Origin of the sequence: Sphingobacterium sp. Ag1 (assembly GCF_000988325.1) — a bacterium.
GTDB lineage: Bacteria > Bacteroidota > Bacteroidia > Sphingobacteriales > Sphingobacteriaceae > Sphingobacterium.
Map to the genome: position 1 here is coordinate 99,455 of NZ_LBGU01000037.1, position 19,818 is coordinate 119,272.

A 19,818-nucleotide genomic window follows, 5' to 3' on the forward strand; every position below is an offset into this window, starting at 1 on the left:
AAGCTAATTGTTATCCTTCTCCGAGTTGATCACTTCCCGTGCCTGTTCCAAAGCCACCGTCAGTCGGTGCTGGTGTTCCGGTAGAACCAGCAGCAATACCTTGCTCCAGTTCAACTACGTGCTCCTTGATGGACGGAGCTACGTACATTTTTTTTGCGTTCTTATTCATGATAATATTATTTGGATAATCCACGCCGTTGTCAGCGTGGGGTTTAAATTTAATGGACAATTCTAAACCTTTGTTCATGTTAAAAATACAATCGTTACCAAACAGCTTTGTCTTTGCGTATAGACAAGTGATGCTGTTCTCACGAACGTATTTTAAATTTATTTGTCTGTTTGTATGTTTCTAATTTAATTGTTAATACTATACTAATGTCGGTTAGCAATACTTTTCCGAATTGAATTGTAATATTACGACTTAATATCAACTTGTGCAAAAAAAAATTGTAAACTTTTTTTAAATCTAAATTGGTTTACCGATAAAAGTAATTTCTCATTTGTAAAATAATAGCCCTATTTTTTCTAAATCAATACGATTTATATCAAAAAATGGCTCTTTTCGTAATTTTTTTGGTTTCTATATATGTTGTTTAACATAGCTTTAACAAGTGTGTTTATATTTTGTTTTAGCTGTTTTAAAATATTTTGAGGCTATTTGTTATTTTATAATTAATATGTTTAAACAAATATGATTTTTTAGCTAGGTTTCCTTATTTGAATAGCAATATCTGTTAGTGTATTTTAAAGTATTTGTTGAGAACATGTAGATAATGATTATTCTGTTAATCATTTTGTTGCCTAAATATAACACTAATTTAAATCTATTTTATTGTTTTTCGGTAATTTAATGATTTTTTTATTGTTTTATGATTTAAAATTATTGAAAAAATAAAAACAACAGGCGACCTCTTAATTTTTCATTTATTTCATATTAAGTAAATTGTATTGACAACTATTTTAACCGAATACGATGCCCTAGTGATTTCGGTTAGCGGATAAAATGGCTTGATTTCTCCATTTTTAAGGTGGTATGGGCATTTTGGTTCGGGGATCAATAAAAAAGTGAATTAGTCGATTTGGTTAACAATTTAACTTTACTTGACGGTTTTATCTGTTCTTGTCAGATAATGGCATTTATGGTGTTGTTTGTAACTAACTATATTGCTTTGTTAACTAAAGTAAATGGTGTTCAAATACCAAGTTGTGATTGCCTTATTTTAGGCGATAAGTTTTACCTTTTCTACACTAATTATTAGGGTATATTAATAGGAAGTGTCATGGAATTGTCTCCATAATTGCTTGCTTGTAGCGGCTTCGCTACAATAAAATAAACATCGGTTAAAATCTTATTTCAAAATCCAAATATTATCTACTTTCGTGCAACTTCTGAAAAAGGAGAGCCATATTTTCTATGATAACACATTCTTTGTCAACTGATTTTGTTTCGACGGAGAAGACTGGAAAATTAACATGCAAAACGCTTTAGAACATTTTAAAAGATATAAAAATGAAAACGAACAAAGAAAACTTGATTAATTCAAATGCTCAATTGGTGTATGTTGCTCCTCGCATCACAAAACAACATGTTGAATTGGAATATAGTGTAGCGGCAGGTTCAGTACACAACAATTCGATTACGGAATCTTGGCAAACAGAAACACAGAGTCAAGATGTCGAATGGTAATATTGGTCATATTTAATTAATTAGTAATATAAACAATCTTTTTCATGAATAGGTTTACAATGAAATTTGGAATAACATCAATCTTGGCACTTGCTTTATTTGTTTCAGCTTGTAATAAAGATAATAATGTCGCTATCAGTGAAGGGACAACTGTCCGTCTAAATATAGGTCAAGCTTATGCGAAAGCGGATCCTGTCAAAACCGCTGCGGTAGGACGTAGCTATGCGTCTGCAGTGCAAACTGTTGAAATTCCATTTGATAATCAATATACATTAGTGGCTACATTGACTGCGGAAACTACAGTTTCTTCAAGTCTTAAAGCATCTAATCGTGCTGCTACGGTATCAACTGGAAGCGAACAGGATCCTTTAAAACAAGGAACAATATATTACGTTGCAATTTTTGATGCCGCAGGTAATTATAAAGAAACAAAATCCTTTACGCAGGGAAATACAGCGCCAGAATTCAAAATCGATCAAGGGAAATACACTTTTGTCGTTTACGCTTCAGGCACTAATAAAACTTTACCATCGATTGCTGTGGGAGCAACATTGGCTTCAGTTAATTTCGAAGGATTGACCGCAGATAAAGACTTTATGCTTGATCAGGTTCCTTTTGAAGTAAAAGCTGGTCAAAATGTGTTGAATGCTGATTTGGAGCATTTGTTTTCACAGGTAACGATGAAATTTGATGCTTCTGCATTAGGTACGGTAACAAGCATCAGTGGTGCTACAATTGCGCCTTCGAATGCATCAGTGGATGTAGCCTTGGCGAGCGGAGCCTTGACTTTTAACGGAGTGGCTAATCCGGTTGCTTTTAATTTGAAAAATACGAGTGGAGCGATCATCAATTCAGACTCAACTTTTATTACAACTGCCGCGACAGCCAACGGGACAATCGTACTTTCTGGTGTTTCGATTAGCGGAAGTGCTGCGAAGAATTTATCCAAAGGGGGATGGAATATTAAGCCAGGTGTGAAATATCAATTAGATATCACACTTAAAAAGCCGATTGAAGTGAATATTGGAGATGAGGTCTGGGCTTTGGGTAACTTAACCTATGCGCTTGATGGCGATGGAAACCCTGTTTATGGTTTTGCTAAAACAAATGATACTTATGGAAACTATTGGTTTTCGGATTATGCTAAACCTAAGGTTTTCGATGTTAATAATCAACGCCCAACACGTGATATCAATGGGGCGGCTCAAGATCCGTGTTCGTTGGTTTTACCTGTAAATACTTGGAGATTACCGACGGCTGATGAGATCAACCAATTGATCAATAATACGAATAGCGGTGGAAAAGATAATCCTCACGATGTCAATGCATGGGCACCTGCTCGATATGTGGATACGTATGATGGTACATTAAACACCAACTTGGGGATGTTCTTTGGAAAGCAGGGTAACCCTGGTGCTGATCGCTATAAATTCTTGTACTTACCTTACGGTGGATCGTATAACGATAACAATAGTGGTGATGGAATGGGGTCTCAAGGTTTGTATTTACTAGCAGGTAACCAAAGACTACAGATGACGGGTTCGAAAGGTGATGCTGGATGGTCAATCAATGTTGGTCCGGCTGAAGCAAATTACGCTTATCAAATTCGGTGCGTAAGAAAATAATAGGTCGATCAATGATGAGGTAATTTATTTGGATAATAAATTTAATGAAAAAGCATTTCCCGATCTGGGGAATGCTTTTTTGCATGACCAATTGACTGCTTCCAAAAATTATTTGCTAAATTGCTCCCTGTCTAAGCATTATAAAATGTTATTTGGGTATTATTGCGGTAAATAATTATTATGGAATTTGGAGTTCATCGGGTCATTGGTGTAACGCAGGAGTATTCGGAAATTAAGGATGCGACAGCTAAAGAGAATTATGTCGTTCTTTTTGTGTCAAGTGGCGGCTGTAGCATGCAGATTAATAAACAGATCACTGAGATTGAGGAATATAGTCTGGTTTTGATTCCGCGCGGGATACAAATCGAAGCCAACCCAAATGAGCAGCGTGCCTTTTTAATTATCTATTTTTCGGAAAGTTTTTTTGCGCGTACGGAGGTCGATACGGCCTTCCTTCGAAACTTCAAGTCCTTTAATAAAAATGAATACACCTATCGGACATTGAGCGTGCCTATGGAGTATGCGACCTATTATGAATTTGTCGGTATGCAGCTGAAACTTTCTAAGCAAAACTATAATCAAGCAATTTACCGCGATCTGGCACATAATATCGTGAAGCAGATCGTGCTCTTGGCTGCTATCTATGCAGAAGATAAGCAATCGGGTGAGCTACTGGGGCAACGAACAGATGTGGCCTTGGTAAGGCGTTTCCAGGATCTGGTTGAAAAACATGTAAAAAAAGAAAAACAGGTCGCTTTCTACGCGGATCAATTAAATATAGGAAGTAAAAAACTAACCAATCTCACCAAAGAGACCTTGGGTACCACACCCAAAGAACTTATCACCAAAGAATTGCTTCGTGTCAGTAAGAAGCTTCTTGTGGAATCTTCACTCAGTATCAAACAAGTAGCTTGGGAATTGGGGTATACAGACGTGAATAACTTTAGTACCTTTTTTCTGAAAGAAACGGCCCTCACACCAACAGAATACCGTAAGCGCTGGCAGCAATAATCATTCTGTATTAAAAATAATACATGTTTTCCTATTAAAAAGAATTGTTCTTATTCTTTCGTTTTTTTTATAAAAGGTATATTTATAGTAGAACAACGAAAGCGTATGAAATATTCACACGGTGAAAATTCACGTTCTTTTGGCGTCAAAATTGCTAAAGATTCAAAAGAGATAAGGACTGTTGGACGGCATATCTTAGATGGTCTATACAATTATTAAAAGGACAAGATAGTAGGCTATGAAAAAGGGAATATTGTTTTTGGGATTGGTTCTTTTAGGAGGCACAGCCTTCGCACAGACAGGCGTTCGATTGAACATTGAGCTCTACGATGTGCAGCATCTTGTTATTAATCCAGATCAATCGACCGTTACCTTGGACTACCGTACCTTAGCAGATTATCAAAATGGCGTTGAGTCTGTCCAAAAAGCACATCTTTCAGTATTTAGTACGTCGGGCTATGAAGTGAAGGTCAAATTGGCCAATCAAGATTTTATAAAGCTCGGTCAGGCACAGACAGAAAAAATTCCCGCACCATTGATTCGTGTTAAAGCTACTGCCACTCATGTAGGACAAGCAGTAAATACTACTACCGGCGTCCTTTCTAACAATAAGGAAACGATCATTTCTTCAGATTCCCCGACACTCAATGGACTGTTCGATGTTACCTACACTGGTCCTGGAGCTGACGGCTTAATGCAATACGTAGAGAAAAACAATACAGTAACTTTTACAAACGATGTGCTCTATAGCATCGAAACAAGATAATATTCCCTAAATTCAATCCTTTGTTGTAGTACCTTGCGCTGTAGTGATCACGCTACAGACTTTTGTAGCTGTATAGCTACAACATTTTACACACTCCCTTTTTCATACTTTTTGGGCACAAATTCATACTTTTTGCCTCATTTCCTGCTGTACTTTTGTTTTGTCCAAAGAGGATAAATAATAACGAATAAGTCATATTAAATTATAAAAACTTCAAAATGAAAAAAATTATTTTCTTCGCAGCAGCGATCATCGGTTCAGTAACTGCAGTAAACGCACAATCACAAGCAAAAGTAAAAGTGAATGTTGAATTGAATCCTTTTCAATCGATCGAAATTGGTAGCGGTGCTGGGCAAGATGGCCAGGTTACATCTGGTTATGATGACGAAGTAACCTTGAAATACGAAAAGGCAGCTGACTATACAAATGGGGTTAATAAATTGATCGCAAAACAATTGAAAGTATCTTCGGTAGGTTCTGGTTACAAAGTGAAAGCGACTTTGTCTTCTAACGGCCAATTCAATAAAGTAGCTGGAAATGGTGCGAACACATACGATGCTAAAAAATTAATTGAAATTCAAGTGGATGGTAAAACTGCTTCTACAGATGTAAACATGGAGTTTGGTCCTTTTGGAAGCACAAGTACAGCGGAATCTTCTGTATTGAACAAAGAATTGGACGTAAAATACATTGGTAAGCCACTTAATGAAGCAACTGTAAAAGAATTGTTGGGTAATGGTGGTAAAGATACAAAAGCAAAATATACCATCGATGTGGTATACACAATCGCAGCAAACTAGTAGATCCTATTCTACGCTATGAAAATCATATAGATGCAGGTATCGGAAGATACCTGCTTTTTTATGTATTTTTATGCCAAATTGTATTATTATGAAAAACCTAATTGCCTCATTTTTCTTGCTTTTTACGGCTACAATAGCTTTTGCTCAAACGGGATTGACAGTTGGTCCGCCCAGATTGTATTTTGTGGGCGATGCCGGGCAGGCGCAAACGCAATATGTGGATGTGACAAATCCGAGCAAAGATTATACACTTGAATTGGGGGTGTCTTTTGAAGATTGGTCTTATTCAGCCGTTGGTGATAATGAACTGAGTCCAAAAGGGACGCTGCCAACGAGCTGCGCAAACTGGCTGTCGGTATCGGAATCGTATTTCTCGCTGAAACCTGGTGAATCAAAACGATTGCAACTGAATATGCAGGTGCCAAAGGAAGCAAAATTCACGGCCGAAGTACCCGTTCATACGGCAATGCTTTTTGTAACGCAGTTGAACCCTAGGGCAAGAGAAAAACAGGAAGGAGCTAATATCCGTTTAGCTGTTCGTTCGGGAGTAAAGGTTTATCATCGTTTCAATGGAAGGGAAACGCCCGATCTTGAAATTACAAACCTGGTTTACAAAGATGTGGATTCTGTTGGGCAGTTTCTCGAGGTCAGTTACGATGTGACCGGCAATATCTGGTTGGAAGGAAGATTGCGTGCCGAGTTTTTAAATCAGGAAACAGGAGAAAAAGAAGTGGTGGACAATCTTAATTTTTACTGCTTGCCCGGTGATAAGCGTAAACAATATATTGCAATTCCCAAATCGTTGAAATCTGGGAATTACCTCGTTTCAGTATTGGCGTTTTATGGCGATCAGGATGTGGTGAAGATCGCGGAATTGGAATTTAAACATGTGGCAAAGAACTAAAATAGTAGTACTCTTAATTTGTGGCTTGTTTTCAGCCTTACCTCTTGTTGCGCAATTGCGTTTTTCAGTCTGGTCGGATAATTATTTCGAAGTGACTTCCTACTTGGGTAAAACAACGCCGGATCGATTCAATGTGTTTCAATTTGACCTGAATGGTCTCAATGTGAACGAGAAAAATTGGTCGCTCGCCGTGCGCCTATTAGCTCCAATACGGACCATTGCTGGTGGGAAGAATCGCAGTGGCAACACATTTCCCGTCGACAAGATCAGTCTGCGCTGGACCGGAGACAACAATGAAGCGAATTTTCGTCTTGATGGTATCGGCGCAAGCCGCACGCCGATTATTTTGCAAAATAGTAACGATGTGCTGCTGATTAACCGGGCGAAACAACCCATTAGTTCCAATGGAAATTATTATCTGCAATATCAGCTTTATGGCGCCTTGACCATTGCTCAAGGCAAGTATCTGGATGATTATCTGAGTCCTGATCAATATACGTACCTAAAGTACCGCATTCCCTTATTGTTTACGCTGTATAGTGAAAGCGGAAAAGTGTTGGGGACACAGGAAATTAATTATGAAATGCAGTTGCCGCCGCGTCTGACTGACGGTGGGATGGTCGATATGGAGCCTGATTACAGCTTGGTGATTGCCGCAGATGCGACGAATGCCACCTTGCAGTTTTCGACACAAAAAGATTATATGCAGGGAGTGAGTTCGTTGGTTGCAAATGCAATCCGCGTGAACTCTATAACGGACTACGAGCTCCGTGTTAAGTCGGTCGATAGTGAGCTTGTTCGCAATGGTGGAGGAACACTTCCGCTGTCGACACTGTCACTTCAATTAACTGCAGGAACGGGAATAAACAGGATAAGATCCAACCCCAAAGTGTTTTTAACGACACAGGAACAAGTTGCAGTATCGGCGGCTTCGGTGGATAAAAAGCAAGCGCAAACCTTTAATGTGGAGTATAAAGCGAATCTGACGGCTGATCAGGTGTCGGCTTCTAAATCTGGAAGCTATAGCGTGTCTCTCCTTTATTTATTGATTCCACAATAGTTTGATCTCCGCTGCGTGTTTAAAAGCTCTTCTCATAAGATTAGATTTACAGTCTTCGCGCTGTTATTGCTGCTGGCCAAGTTCGTTTGGGCACAGCAGGAAAAGTCGGTGCAACTCGTTTTGCCCGAGCAGCTTCGTTTGGAAGCTGGTCTCAATAGTATCGATCTGCAGCTGATCAACAACAGCAAGCAGGATTTTATGGGCGAGCTCAAGTTGCTGTTGCCGCAGGGTTTGCGTGCCCTAGGGTCGGATCGTTTAACATTTACGGTGGCTGCGGGTAAAAAACGATTTATTACCCAACGTCTACAAGTCCAGGCGCCCGCTCAGCTTAGGGGACAAACTGTTGGTGTTCAGCTTCGGGATTCACAGGGTCATATGGTCGACAACAAGACAATGGCTATCGATGTGCCACCCAAAAAAGCAGTGATCCTGCAGGATGTTTCGGAACAGCAGTATCTGAAGCATGTGGGTGACTCCATCTTTATCCGGACACGGGTGATAAATAATGGTACAACGGACGAACAAATCAAAATCCTGTTTTCCTCCCCGGATCGAATCGGCAATACCAAATTTAAGGAACAGAACCTTTTCCTTCCAGCCGGGCGTGATACGCTTTTCATACTCCGTTTTGCTGTGGAGAAATACATGTTAAACAGGGCGCAGTATACGCTCAATGTCACAGGTTTATACGATAACGGCGATGTGTTTGGAAATCTATCGGTGCTCTTGTCCAATATTGCGGCCGATCGAAATTACCAGCAATTATTTGACAACCGGGGTAATTTGGCCGCATATTCGCGTAATTTTTTTGATTTGCAGTTCGATAACCTGCTCGGCGAACAAAAGTCCATTTATTTACGGGCGGAGGGAGAATATCGCTTAGCCGATGGGCAGCTAAGATACAGTGCTTATCTGACCAAAACGGGTGGGATGGACCGGCCTGCTTTAAGCAATACTTTTGCTGCCTTTCAGAAAGGAAATAATACCTACACGGTCGGAAATTTGCAGGAAAGTATGGAGGCTTCGGCCTTCGGAAGAGGCGTCAAATTTGATCATATCGATACGGCAAGGGCCGCCAATTTTACAGTAGGCTTGTTGCAGCGCGCTGTGGATCTGCTGGATTACAGCTCTTCCAGCGATCCCGGTTATACAGCTTTTGGAAAGGTGGTGCTGGGGGAAAATAAGCCTGAGCACCGACGTTACGAAGGTCAGCTTTTTTACGATCGCAATGGTTTAGATAGTACAACAAGCCTGCTATGGGCAAATTCTTTTGATTTTCTGAAACAAAAATATGCAGGCAACACCGTGCTGCGCGGATTTGTCGCTGCTGGACTTCAAAGCCAAAACGGCCAACAAGTAGGGCGGGATTCATCCATGCCTTCATGGGCATTGGGTATGCGAATGGACCAGCGTTTTGCCAAATGGAGTTTTAGCTCCGATAATTTTTATAGTTCTCCTTATTATACAGGTAATCGTCGTGGTTCTTTGCAGTTTGTCGAACGTTTAAATCGAAATTGGGGTAAGTTATCAGCGGCGCTAAGTTATACCTTTTACCGCTATAACCCAAGTTACCTGAATACACGTTTTCTCAATTATGCGAGCCAATCTTCCCGCTGGGATTTAAGCATGTATACCCCCTTGAGTTCATTTGTAACACTATCCGTATTGCCAAACTATAATCGGGAGGTTGGAACCTATATGTTTGCCGCAGGTACTCGTGAACTGAAGTCAACCTCATGGCGCCTATTGTCAACGGTGAATGTGCGGTCGCGTAACCTGCAGCACAACTTGAATGTAACTACTGAGACAGGGCTTGTGTCAATGAGCGATCAAGCTGCGGGGCTTTTCGCGGTACGTACAGATTTAAATTACAACTACAAAAGTTTGGGACTTTCAGCTTCTTACCAACAGGGCGCTTTTCAAATTTCAGATCTGGTAAGTGCACTATTAATAGGACGTTCGTTTGGAAACCGTTTTTCTTTAGGGCCCCGTGTAAGTGGTACCCTGTTGCAGGAGAGATTACAGTGGGCGGCCAATGCCCGGGCGAATCTGAGTAGCAGTTATGGGAATAGTTTTGGGGGGAACGCGAGCATAAATTACCGTGTGCTGAAAAATACCTTGCTCACCGGTCTTTTTCAATACAATTACAGTGTCATGAAAACCGGATATGACTATGATTTCAATAATTTACGCATTGGTGTTCGGCAAAACTTAAAAGGATCAAATCTTGATCGTCCAGCAATCAAGACAGGGAATGCGCGTTTTTTCTGTTTTCAGGATAAAAATTTTAATGGCATATTTGATAAAGGGGATATTCCGATGGTTGACCATAGCTTTACGGTAAAAGGGATCCTTTTTGTAACAGATAAAGCGGGATACGCTTCCTTTAAAAAATTACCGTATGGCTCTTACTTGTTTTTTTCGCCAAAGCAGGGACAGTATATGGCGGTTTCGAAGGAAATCGTGATACAGCAGTCAAATTTAGAAGTCCAGATTCCGCTTCAGCGTGGGGGGATGGTACAGGGAGCTGTTCACGTCGAGTATACCCAAGGGCTCAGCTTGGAGACTGATCTGAATTTGGATATTTACAAAGTGTTGGCAAAAGACAATAACGGAAGGGTCGTCGAAATGCGTACCGATAAGGATGGACATGTTGAGTTTGGCCTGCCGGAGGGCACCTATAGTTTCTATTTAGATAATGCGAGCTTCCCGACAAACGTATTTACCGATCAAGAGGCACAATCGGGAACGGTGAAACTTAATGCCGACTTGGTCCTTGAGCCTTTTGTATTAAAAGTGAAGTCAAAAAAGGTCAATGTCAAACGGTTTGGACAATAAAATGCTATCCGGCGATATGCTGAGATTTGACATCACTGATATGATCTAATAGGGACTGGTTCAAAATGGGAGATGTTTTTAACATTTCTCGTACAGGATATTTTTCAGCAATATCTGTAAGTGCTTTGAGATGTTTTTCATGGTGCAGGTCAGTGCCTACAAAATCATACATACCTGATTTCAATAAAGTCATCGCGATTGCTTTGACGTCGACTCCATAATATCGGCTGATGGATAGCAGGTTCAGCTGTAGCAGGCAACCGGCATCTTTAATTTGCTTATACATGTTAAAATTACCATGATAATAATTATATCTTTCGGGATGTGCAAGAATGGGTTTATAACCTAATTTTTGGATAGCAAGAATCGTATGGAACAACGCTTTCGACTCGGATAAATAGGACATTTCGATGAGTACATAGCCTCCAGGCATAACACAAAGCTCATTATCCCGAACAAGATCGGAAAGGCCATCGTCAATCATATGTTCGGCAGCGGCATAGATCTCAACCTTACTACCGATATTCTTAAGACCACTTTCAAGATTAAACTGTGCTTCTTCTATATTTGATTTGGTATTGGGATGAACGCCAGCCATAATATGCGGTGTGCAGATAAATTTCTTCAATCCCAGGCGTTGCAATCCTTCAATATAAGCGAGCGAATTTTGTACCGAACTGCTGCCATCATCGATTCCCGGCAGCAGATGATTGTGCATGTCAACTTCCAGAAATTCCAGCTGCGCCAAGGGTCTAATGGATGATTTTTTATTGGTACCAAACAAATTGCTAAAAAAGCCCATAATGATAGTTTTAAAAATGCTAAGTTAAATTGGGATACATACTATTTTGATGGTTATACAATATATGATCGTGGTGGCAATTAGTTTCTTTGTCGTATCCAGCGAAGAACTTTACAAACAATATGCCAGTTTTTTTGTTTATCAGGCTGGAAGCTACAACTGAGAAAACGCATTTTGAAATGGAACAAGCATCCAATTGCTTTTGTTTATGTTTTTTACAATTTAATTCGTGTTTGTAACAGTTTCGGTATAATACTTGCTTGTCCCCCCATGGTGGACAAATAACAAAGAATAGGTTTTTGTTATTGATATTTTAGGAGATTGTTTAATTGCTTGTTAATTTTTGAGTATCTTGGCATTCTCTTTAAAATATTGCAAAAGCCATATATGCTGGGTTTAAGACAAAAGCCTAAGACAGTATAATAAAAAAATAGAAATAAAAAGGGAAATTTATGATGGGTTCTCTAGGAGATTTAAAAAGACGTCTTCGTAAGGACAATCCACGATGGGTTATTTTATTAATCGATATGTGGTTTGTGTTTGGAAGTTATGTGTTTTCAAACTACGTGGTCAACAACTTTAAAGGGGTATTTGATGTGGCTTTAATGTTGAAGAAACTTGTTGTGGTATTACCGGTGTTTTTTATCACGTTTCTCTGCTATAACACCTATAAAGGTATTGTTAGACAAACGGGAATTCGTGATACAATCAAAATATTTAAAACAGTAGCGTCAGCCTATCTTGCGCTCATGGTATTGACCCTTTTGATCAAAGCTGTTTTTGATAAAGGGACCCTAGCCGGAGATTACCTTCGTCTATCATATGGCGTCCTGACCATGCAAGCCTGTATTCTACTGGTGATTATGGTCGGCGCGCGCGTCGTTTATCGTACAATTTATGAGTATCTTTTTTTACCGGCGAGAAAAGGCGAGAACGTTCTGATTTTTGGCGCTTCAAGACCCGGTTTGGTTTCGTATTCCTTATTAAAAGAAGATCAACGGATCAAATATCAGGTTGTCGCTTTTGTGGAAGATAAGATTTCGCGCATCGGTAAGCGCCTTGCGGGATTGAAAATCCGTGATATTACAGAGATTTCAAAAGAATTTGTTGAAAAAAATCAGATTTCTCAGGTTATTATTGCTGTTGAAAACAACGATCCCGAGCGTTTGGAATATGTGTCAGACTGGTTCCAAAATATTGGACTCGAATTGAAGATCATGCCTCCAGCACGAATTTTACTTAATTCTGGAGCCAAGCGTGAGATCAGGCCGTTAAAAATTGAAGATTTATTGGGACGTAAACCGATCAAATTGGATCATCCGGAAATTGAAGAAGAGATGCAAGGGAAGGTGATCTTGGTGACCGGTGCTGCTGGATCCATCGGTTCGGAATTGGCTCGTCAGATCGCCAGACGTCACTATAAAACCTTGATTCTATTGGATCAAGCCGAGTCTGCGCTATATGATATACAGCAATCGATCAGGGCTACACAGCCTGAGCAGATGCACTGCGTGGTAGGTGATGTGCGTAATTATGCCTTTATGCAAAAGATATTTGCGCAATACAAACCCGATTTGGTCTTTCATGCTGCGGCTTATAAACATGTGCCATTAATGGAGGCGAATCCCTACGAGTCTATTCAGACCAATGTATTGGGAAGCAAAAATGTGGCTGATCTTTGTATGCAATATGGCACTAAAAAGATGGTCATGGTATCGACGGATAAAGCTGTCAATCCAACGAATGTCATGGGAGCGACAAAACGCATGGCTGAGATCTATGTAAGTAGCTGCAGTGGTAAATCAACTACCAGTTTTATCATTACACGTTTTGGAAATGTATTGGGTTCAAATGGTTCGGTTATTCCGCTCTTTGAGAAACAGATGGCGGATGGTGGTCCGCTGACCCTGACCCATCCTGAAATCACCCGATTCTTTATGACGATACCCGAAGCATGTCAATTGGTGCAAGAGGCTGGTGTGATGGGTAAGGGAGGAGAGATCTTTGTGTTTGATATGGGCAAGTCTGTTAAAATCATTGATCTGGCAAAACGAATGATCAAATTGAAGGGCTATCGTTACCCGGAAGATATTGATATTAAAATTGTTGGGCTGCGTCCTGGCGAGAAAATTTATGAGGAATTGTTGGCAAATAATGAGAATACGGTAAAGACACACCATCCAAAAATCATGATCGCGAAAGTAAACCACGATGAATTGTCGCTTAAAGCAGAGCGTATTAATGCGATCTGCCGACAGATTTTGGATGCAGATACACAGTTGCCAGATTTTATGGAACTTGTCGCAGGTATGAAGCAGATCGTCCCCGAGTTTAAATCCCAAAATTCGGAATACGAGGTGCTGGATGCATTGACGGAGGAAAAAGAAATTGAATTGATTCATGAATCCGCAGCGGAGGTACCGGTATATTCGTTGGTAAAGAATGTATTGTAAAGCTGTTGTAAGACAGGTAAGTTTTAGATAACAACACGATAAAGAAGTGAAAAGCCCTCTGAATAGAAGGCTTTTTTGTTTATTCCATTTACTCATGGATTAAAACTTGTCAATTAACAAAAATCATCCTAATTTTAGCGAACTATTTGGTGAACTCATCATTCGCGGACCAATGGTCTAAACATTCGAGAATCATTATATGAATAAAACAATTTTAATTACTGGAGGAGCAGGCTTTATAGGTTCACACGTTGTCCGTGAGTTTGTGTTGAAATACCCTGAATATCAAATTATAAATTTGGATGCTTTAACCTATGCTGGGAATCTGGAGAATTTAAAAGATATAGAGCATTTGCCCAATTACACTTTTGTTAAGGCGGATATTACGGATCAGCAAGCTGTCTCGGTTATTTTTCAGGAATATCAGCCCGATGGTATTATCCATTTGGCGGCGGAGTCCCATGTCGATCGTTCTATTGTCGATCCAATGGCTTTCGTTATGACAAACGTCATTGGAACGGTCAATTTACTGAACGCTGCCCGGATAATCTGGAAGGATAATCTGGAAGGAAAACGTTTTCATCATGTGTCAACGGATGAGGTGTTTGGCGCGCTCGGTGACACGGGTTTTTTTACGGAAGAAACAAAGTATGATCCGCATTCGCCCTATTCAGCTTCCAAAGCCAGCTCCGATCATTTTGTGCGGGCTTATCATGATACCTATGGCTTGCCTATTGTTCTGACAAACTGCTCCAACAACTATGGGCCGAATCATTTCCCGGAGAAATTGATCCCATTATGCATTCATAATATTTTGAATCATAAACCGCTGCCTGTTTATGGTGATGGAAAATATACCCGCGATTGGTTATATGTTATTGATCATGCCAAAGCCATCGATTTAGTTTTTCATGAAGGGAAAAATGGAGATTCTTATAATGTAGGTGGATTTAATGAGTGGCAAAATATAGACCTGATCAAGGAGCTGTGCAAACAAATGGATGAGAAACTGGGCCGTGCTGCAGGTACCTCAGCACAGTTGATTACCTTTGTGAAAGACAGACCAGGTCATGATTTGCGTTATGCCATTGATGCCACGAAGACCAATCAGGAATTGGGATGGAAACCTTCGGTAACTTTTGAAGAAGGTTTATCTCGGACGATAGACTGGTTCTTGGCTAATCAGGAGTGGTTGGATCACGTGACTTCTGGTGATTATCAAAAATATTACGACAACCAATACAAAGACGCATAGCATGACGTATACAGAAACTAAATTAAAAGGCTGCTTTATACTTGAACCGACTGTTTTTGAGGATGAAAGAGGTTATTTTTTTGAATCATTTAATGAAACAAAACTAACCGCCATACTTGGTTACACACCGCATTTTGTACAGGATAACCAATCCAAATCACAGTTTGGTGTCGTTCGAGGTCTACATTTGCAGGCCGGTGATCATGCGCAGGCAAAATTGGTTCGTGTTGTGGAAGGTAAAGTATTGGATGTCGCTGTCGATGTGCGTCCAGGATCACCTACTTTTGGGCAGCATGTTTCGGTTGAACTTTCGGCTGAAAATAAAAAACAATTATTTGTCCCTAGGGGCTTTTTGCACGGATTTTCTGTATTGTCCGAACATGCGGTCTTTTTCTATAAATGTGACAACAACTATCATAAAGAGTCGGAAGATGGTGTAAATCCATTGGATATGGAACTTTCGATAGACTGGCAAATTCCTAGTGAACGAATGATTCTCTCTCAAAAAGATCAGGAGGCACAATCCTTTGAAGGGTTAGGTTTGAAATTAATATCATAGGGTATGCGGATTGTTATCACCGGAGCTTCAGGACAACTTGGCTCTGAACTAAAAGACCTTTTGTTCGACAAGCCCGAAAAGGAATGTTATTTTTTGGATCGGAAACAATTACCATTGGATCAAATTCAGATCATACAACAAATTTTGGCGATGTATGAGCCGGATCTTATTATTCATGCAGGAGCTTATACAGCTGTAGATAAGGCGGAGGAGGATCAGGTAACTGCTGATCTGGTCAATCATTTGGCTTGCGAGGAGATCGCACAGTATTGTCATCTCCATGGTACAGGCCTAATCGCGATTTCAACTGATTACGTTTTTGATGGAACTTCGGCTTCCGCTTTAACTGAAAAGGCGGAAACAGCACCCATCAATGTATATGGGCAGACGAAACTGGCCGGAGAACAGGCAATCCAGAAATGGTGTCCTGCAGCAATCATCATACGTACCTCTTGGGTATATTCCACTTACGGCAAAAATTTTGTTAAAACCATGTGTCGTTTAATGGATGAGCGTGAAGAAGTAGGTGTTATTAACGATCAAATTGGAAGCCCGACCTATGCGAAGGATCTAGCCTTGGCAATAGTAAAAATAGTGGATTCCTCCGAAAGGGAGGGCGGTATTTATCATTATAGTAACGAAGGTGAAATTTCTTGGTACGACTTTGCTGTAGCAATACGTGATTTCCGTTCGTTCGACTGTCAAGTAAAACCGATTCCGACAAGTGCGTACCCCACACCAGCTCGCAGGCCAAAGTACTCGTTACTTGATAAATCGAAGATCAAGGCTGTTTTTGCAGTTGAGGTACCCCATTGGGAAATAAGTCTGGCTAAAATGTTGGCCGAAGAATTTAAAAATTAGGAAGGATCTAAACAAAGACTATGAAAGGAATTATATTGGCCGGAGGTTCAGGAACACGACTACATCCACTTACGTTGGCTGTAAGTAAACAATTGATGCCTGTGTACGATAAGCCGATGATATATTATCCCCTGTCAACATTGATGCTGGCTGGGATAAGGGAAATTTTGATTATATCGACACCGCAGGATCTGCCGAATTTCAGGAAGTTACTGGGTGATGGTACAGAATTAGGCTGTCGGTTTGAGTATAAGGAGCAACCGAGTCCCGATGGATTGGCACAAGCCTTCATATTGGGTGAGGAGTTTATTGGAAACGATAAGGTCGCCCTTATTTTAGGTGATAATATTTTCTATGGATCGGGCTTATCAAAGATTTTACAGTCTTGTGCTGACCCCGATGGAGGAGTTGTTTTTGCTTATCCTGTACAGGACCCTGAACGGTATGGAGTAGTTGAATTTGACCAAGAAAAGCGGGTCGTTTCCATTGAGGAAAAACCAAAAGAGCCGAAATCTAACTATGCGGTGCCAGGAGTTTATTTCTATGACAATGATGTGGTCGCTATTGCTAAAAGTATAAAGCCTTCCTCAAGAGGTGAATTGGAAATTACCGATGTTAATAAGGAATACCTCCGTCAGGGCAAATTAAAAGTAGGCGTTTTTGATCGCGGAACGGCCTGGTTGGATACCGGGACTATTCAGTCACTAATGCAGGCTGCACAATTTGTCCAAGTGATTGAGGAACGGCAAGGAATGAAAATAGGTGCTATAGAAGAGGTAGCGTATCGCATGGGCTATATCGATCGGCAACAGCTGCTAAAAATAGCAGCTCCGTTGAGTAAATCGGGTTACGGCGAATATCTTAAGCGAATAAAATAGTTGATCATAAAACTTGAATGGATAGCAAAGCTATCCATTTTTTTGTATTTGAATATAGAATGTGCTTCCAAAGCCAATCGTGCTTTCGATGGAAATTGTACAATTAATTCGCTTTGCAAATTCATGACATAATAGAAGTCCGATTCCAGTGCCTTTCTCATGAAAAGTTCCTTCGAAACTCTTTTGAAATCCCTTATCCTGCAGCGATCGGATGGTAGTTTCGTCCATGCCCAAACCTTCGTCTCGAATAGAAATAATAATGCCTTCGGAGCTTTCCCGCTGACCAATAACGACGGATTTCCCGCTGAGACTGAATTTGATGGCATTGCTAAAGATATTCCGGACGATAAACTCAAACCGTTTTAAATCGGTTTGGATGGTCAGCTCGGAAGGGATATCGATCAGGACATTTAATTTCTTTAAAAGAATTCTATCCGCAAACAACTGCTGGCATTCTTCGACAACCTGCATTGGATATACCGTTTGGATGTCGAGCTTCTCATCGGCCATCTGCTGCGAGGACCAGATCAAAAGATCGTCCAGCATCTTTGCCGCAACTTCTACCTGATAACCAATACTAAGCAGCATTCCTTTGATTTCATTGGTTGGCAAATCCACGATTTTCGATACAGCGAGTAAGGTCTGAAAAGTCGCCATAGGGCTACGCAGATCATGTGATACAACGGAAAATAGGCTCGACCGAAATCGATCTGCCTGGATGAGTTCTCCATGTTGATGCCTGATCTCAGCGGCTTGCTGATCTACCTTCCGTTTTTCTTCACGTAATAATCTATTATTTTTGACGAGTAAAAGAACCATAACCAAAAATATCAGGAGCACAAAAAAGGTTAATAATCCGATCAACTTTATCCAATGGGCTTCTCGTTCTACATGCGCGTTTTTTAAGAGTAGGTTCTTATTTTCAAGATCTTTTTTTTCGCTTTCATATTTTTCCCGAAGTTCTTCCCGGATCCGAACACGAAGCGTCGCAGCATCCTCATGAAATTTGCGGTCCAAGCTGTCCTGATCGCTGAGAATGACGTGTTGATTTTGATCTTTGATCGCCTTTGTTATTTTATCGAAATCTCCCTGTAGGTCTTCTGTTAGATTGGTAAAACCGCTTTCAGCAATGATGGTCTTAATGAGAGCGACTTCTTTTGCGGCAAGATCAAAGCGCTTTTCTTTGATATAGATATTTGCCCGATTGATACGGGCATAACTTTCGCCAACTGGATCTTTTTTCTTGGAGGTGATGTCTATCGCTAGATCGGTATAATAGGTGCTCCATTCGAGTTTATCTGCCTTGAGATAGAGATAGCTCAATAAAATGTAGGTATTGAAAAGATCAACTTCCGGCGCATTGACTTTACAGAACTCAACCGTTTTTACTAAATAATCGATGGCATGATTCACATCCGCTTTCTTCTCTCCATTTAATGCGTTTTGGGCATATATATTCCCAATATTGGTCGATATATTGGCTCGATTCCTCGTATCGCGCAGTTCCTTCGCAAGATCTAGTGCGCGTTGATAATATTTTAAGGCCTGCTGGGGGTCGTAGCTCTTATTAAACACATTTCCTATATTCAGAAAAGAAAGCATCATCCCTTTTTTGTCGTTGCGTTCCTCTCGTTTTTTGAGTACGTTAAAATGGGTTTTTACACTTTCATCGAAATTATTTAGCTTCAGGTATATAACTCCCTGTAAATTTAATAAATCAATTTGCAGCGCCTCAAATCTTTTGTTGGTAGCGAGCCCTAATCCTCTGGAAACGATCTCTTGCGCCTCCGTAGGATTGCTGCGGTAGATTTCAGACGCTACTTTGTAATAAGCCAATATCCGGGTTGAATCGTTACTTGCCTCCGATACCTGCTTATCCAACTTGTCCCAACCACTGTTTTGGGCCTGTGCCTGGAAGTTACAAATCACAATTACGATAACAATAAATAGGAAAGATAGATGGCGCATCGGTATTTTTTCTCAAATATAATTAAGTTTCTGTTCATAAAAGGATCGCAGCTTGTATAGCTGAACGTGGGTGATGATGTTATAACACTTAATTTTCTATCGAAGAAATGTCAATTTCTAAATAATAAAAATTATATTTATGTAAATCGTTTTTAGCCTATTTATTGGTTTGTATATAAATTATTGTGAAATTCATTTCTAACGTGATTAATTTCACTTTGTTTAAATTTTTTCTTGATTATTTTTTTCTTTAGAAACAATTTTAAGGATAGGTTTGTCTTTACTACAATAGGTTGAACAGACTAGAATGAATATAGCGTGAGAATTAGTTAAGCTTATAGTTTTCAA

General features: G+C 40.1%; 16 protein-coding genes. 13 read left to right on the forward strand and 3 right to left on the reverse strand.

From position 1 onward, the window contains the following. Positions 1 to 10 precede the first annotated feature (10 nt). On the reverse strand, positions 11 to 247 hold the full coding sequence (locus AAW12_RS11775) for a hypothetical protein (protein ID WP_046673822.1): 237 nt from the start codon (positions 245 to 247) through the stop codon (positions 11 to 13). Positions 248 to 1,510: 1,263 nt separating this feature from the next. Between AAW12_RS11775 and AAW12_RS26260 the strand changes: the two genes are divergently transcribed. The 8 genes from AAW12_RS26260 (at position 1,511) to AAW12_RS11810 (ending at position 10,694) form a co-directional block, all read left to right on the forward strand. After that, the gene (locus tag AAW12_RS26260; RefSeq protein WP_156167626.1) at positions 1,511 to 1,687 is read left to right on the forward strand and encodes a hypothetical protein; all 177 of its coding nucleotides are present in this window, start codon (positions 1,511 to 1,513) and stop codon (positions 1,685 to 1,687) included. A gap of 44 nt (positions 1,688 to 1,731) precedes the next feature. Beyond that, on the forward strand, positions 1,732 to 3,312 hold the full coding sequence (locus tag AAW12_RS11780; protein WP_084823153.1) for a FimB/Mfa2 family fimbrial subunit: 1,581 nt from the start codon (positions 1,732 to 1,734) through the stop codon (positions 3,310 to 3,312). 180 nt (positions 3,313 to 3,492) lie between these two features. Next, positions 3,493 to 4,323 carry a helix-turn-helix domain-containing protein gene (locus AAW12_RS11785; RefSeq protein ID WP_046673824.1) on the forward strand — a complete coding sequence of 277 codons (831 nt, stop codon included), beginning with the start codon at positions 3,493 to 3,495 and terminating at the stop codon, positions 4,321 to 4,323. A 238-nt stretch (positions 4,324 to 4,561) separates the two neighbouring features. Next, on the forward strand, positions 4,562 to 5,089 hold the full coding sequence (locus AAW12_RS11790; protein ID WP_046673825.1) for a hypothetical protein: 528 nt from the start codon (positions 4,562 to 4,564) through the stop codon (positions 5,087 to 5,089). Between the two features lie 218 nt (positions 5,090 to 5,307). Next, positions 5,308 to 5,889 (forward strand): hypothetical protein, encoded by a 582-nt coding sequence (locus AAW12_RS25465; RefSeq protein WP_053003642.1) that lies wholly within the window; start codon positions 5,308 to 5,310, stop codon positions 5,887 to 5,889. Positions 5,890 to 5,980: 91 nt separating this feature from the next. After that, positions 5,981 to 6,796 carry a molecular chaperone gene (locus tag AAW12_RS11800; RefSeq protein ID WP_046673826.1) on the forward strand — a complete coding sequence of 272 codons (816 nt, stop codon included), beginning with the start codon at positions 5,981 to 5,983 and terminating at the stop codon, positions 6,794 to 6,796. Next, positions 6,780 to 7,856, forward strand: a complete 1,077-nt coding sequence (locus tag AAW12_RS11805) for a hypothetical protein (RefSeq protein WP_156167627.1) — start codon at positions 6,780 to 6,782, stop codon at positions 7,854 to 7,856. Before AAW12_RS11800 ends, AAW12_RS11805 begins: the two co-directional genes overlap by 17 nt. A 15-nt stretch (positions 7,857 to 7,871) precedes the next feature. Continuing rightward, a complete protein-coding gene (locus tag AAW12_RS11810; RefSeq protein WP_046673828.1) occupies positions 7,872 to 10,694 on the forward strand; it encodes a collagen binding domain-containing protein in 2,823 nt (940 codons plus the stop codon). A 4-nt stretch (positions 10,695 to 10,698) separates the two neighbouring features. On the opposite strand, the gene AAW12_RS11815 is transcribed toward AAW12_RS11810, so the two are convergent. Continuing rightward, positions 10,699 to 11,496 carry a tyrosine-protein phosphatase gene (locus AAW12_RS11815; RefSeq protein ID WP_046673829.1) on the reverse strand — a complete coding sequence of 266 codons (798 nt, stop codon included), beginning with the start codon at positions 11,494 to 11,496 and terminating at the stop codon, positions 10,699 to 10,701. Between the two features lie 452 nt (positions 11,497 to 11,948). Between AAW12_RS11815 and AAW12_RS11820 the strand changes: the two genes are divergently transcribed. The 5 genes from AAW12_RS11820 (at position 11,949) to rfbA (ending at position 17,502) form a co-directional block, all read left to right on the forward strand. Next, positions 11,949 to 13,949 (forward strand): polysaccharide biosynthesis protein, encoded by a 2,001-nt coding sequence (locus AAW12_RS11820; protein ID WP_046673830.1) that lies wholly within the window; start codon positions 11,949 to 11,951, stop codon positions 13,947 to 13,949. Positions 13,950 to 14,148: 199 nt separating this feature from the next. Next, positions 14,149 to 15,204: a dTDP-glucose 4,6-dehydratase gene (gene rfbB, locus AAW12_RS11825; protein WP_046673831.1), complete on the forward strand. Its 1,056-nt coding sequence runs from the start codon at positions 14,149 to 14,151 to the stop codon at positions 15,202 to 15,204. 1 nt (position 15,205) lies between these two features. Next, positions 15,206 to 15,763, forward strand: coding sequence for a dTDP-4-dehydrorhamnose 3,5-epimerase (rfbC, locus tag AAW12_RS11830; protein WP_046673832.1), 558 nt, complete (start codon positions 15,206 to 15,208; stop codon positions 15,761 to 15,763). A gap of 3 nt (positions 15,764 to 15,766) precedes the next feature. Beyond that, a complete protein-coding gene (gene rfbD, locus AAW12_RS11835; protein ID WP_046673833.1) occupies positions 15,767 to 16,624 on the forward strand; it encodes a dTDP-4-dehydrorhamnose reductase in 858 nt (285 codons plus the stop codon). Between the two features lie 20 nt (positions 16,625 to 16,644). Further along, complete coding sequence (gene rfbA, locus AAW12_RS11840; protein WP_046673834.1) at positions 16,645 to 17,502, forward strand: glucose-1-phosphate thymidylyltransferase RfbA; 858 nt, start codon at positions 16,645 to 16,647, stop codon at positions 17,500 to 17,502. A 30-nt stretch (positions 17,503 to 17,532) separates the two neighbouring features. Here rfbA and AAW12_RS11845 read toward each other — a convergent pair whose 3' ends face one another. Next, a complete protein-coding gene (locus tag AAW12_RS11845) occupies positions 17,533 to 19,470 on the reverse strand; it encodes an ATP-binding protein (RefSeq protein WP_046673835.1) in 1,938 nt (645 codons plus the stop codon). Between the last annotated feature and the right edge of the window lie 348 nt (positions 19,471 to 19,818).

Excerpts from the sequence above, each read along its gene's own strand:
- AAW12_RS11780 (WP_084823153.1), top strand. The coding sequence starts at position 1,732 with ATGAATAGGTTTACAATGAAATTTGGAATAACATCAATCTTGGCACTT.
- AAW12_RS11800 (WP_046673826.1), top strand. The coding sequence starts at position 5,981 with ATGAAAAACCTAATTGCCTCATTTTTCTTGCTTTTTACGGCTACAATA.
- AAW12_RS11790 (WP_046673825.1), top strand. The coding sequence starts at position 4,562 with ATGAAAAAGGGAATATTGTTTTTGGGATTGGTTCTTTTAGGAGGCACA.
- rfbC (WP_046673832.1), top strand. The coding sequence starts at position 15,206 with ATGACGTATACAGAAACTAAATTAAAAGGCTGCTTTATACTTGAACCG.
- AAW12_RS11820 (WP_046673830.1), top strand. The coding sequence starts at position 11,949 with ATGATGGGTTCTCTAGGAGATTTAAAAAGACGTCTTCGTAAGGACAAT.
- AAW12_RS26260 (WP_156167626.1), top strand. The coding sequence starts at position 1,511 with ATGAAAACGAACAAAGAAAACTTGATTAATTCAAATGCTCAATTGGTG.
- AAW12_RS11815 (WP_046673829.1), bottom strand. The coding sequence starts at position 11,496 with ATGGGCTTTTTTAGCAATTTGTTTGGTACCAATAAAAAATCATCCATT.
- AAW12_RS11785 (WP_046673824.1), top strand. The coding sequence starts at position 3,493 with ATGGAATTTGGAGTTCATCGGGTCATTGGTGTAACGCAGGAGTATTCG.
- AAW12_RS11805 (WP_156167627.1), top strand. The coding sequence starts at position 6,780 with ATGTGGCAAAGAACTAAAATAGTAGTACTCTTAATTTGTGGCTTGTTT.
- AAW12_RS11775 (WP_046673822.1), bottom strand. The coding sequence starts at position 247 with ATGAACAAAGGTTTAGAATTGTCCATTAAATTTAAACCCCACGCTGAC.
- rfbA (WP_046673834.1), top strand. The coding sequence starts at position 16,645 with ATGAAAGGAATTATATTGGCCGGAGGTTCAGGAACACGACTACATCCA.
- AAW12_RS11845 (WP_046673835.1), bottom strand. The coding sequence starts at position 19,470 with ATGCGCCATCTATCTTTCCTATTTATTGTTATCGTAATTGTGATTTGT.
- rfbD (WP_046673833.1), top strand. The coding sequence starts at position 15,767 with ATGCGGATTGTTATCACCGGAGCTTCAGGACAACTTGGCTCTGAACTA.
- AAW12_RS25465 (WP_053003642.1), top strand. The coding sequence starts at position 5,308 with ATGAAAAAAATTATTTTCTTCGCAGCAGCGATCATCGGTTCAGTAACT.
- rfbB (WP_046673831.1), top strand. The coding sequence starts at position 14,149 with ATGAATAAAACAATTTTAATTACTGGAGGAGCAGGCTTTATAGGTTCA.